Here is a 374-nt window from a genome sequence, read left to right on the forward strand (position 1 = left end):
CCTCATTATGCATAACAAATTTTACGATTACGCTTCAACCCAAAATCGGTAAAACTGTTTATGCTCTATCATTGTAACACCTTATCAAAAAATTTCAACATAAGGTGTTGGTTTTGTATGCACTTTTTACACGTAACTTTAGTCCAAAATAAAACAATTTCCTTATTTGGATGACGAGACACAAAATATTTTTCGTCAAATACCTTGATGAACTTGACAAATGGTAGAAAAGAAGCCCTCTCGGACTTCTGAATTACAACTCTGTAATATCACCTGTGCGTAGATAAACAACCCACTCACAAATATTTTTAGCATAATCACCGACACGTTCCAAGTAGGTTAAAACTTGGTAATAGTCGCGACCAGCAACCAAG

The 374-nt window shown here is 35.0% G+C and carries 1 protein-coding gene; it reads right to left on the minus strand.

Annotation, left to right across the window (positions count from 1 at the left end):
* Window positions 1-253 precede the first annotated feature (253 nt).
* The coding region (locus C1G53_RS13590; protein WP_330847467.1) for a PhoU domain-containing protein at window positions 254-374 on the minus strand (121 nt) is incomplete at its 5' end.

Origin of the sequence: Streptococcus suis, assembly GCF_002960445.1 — a bacterium.
GTDB lineage: Bacteria > Bacillota > Bacilli > Lactobacillales > Streptococcaceae > Streptococcus > Streptococcus hyiners.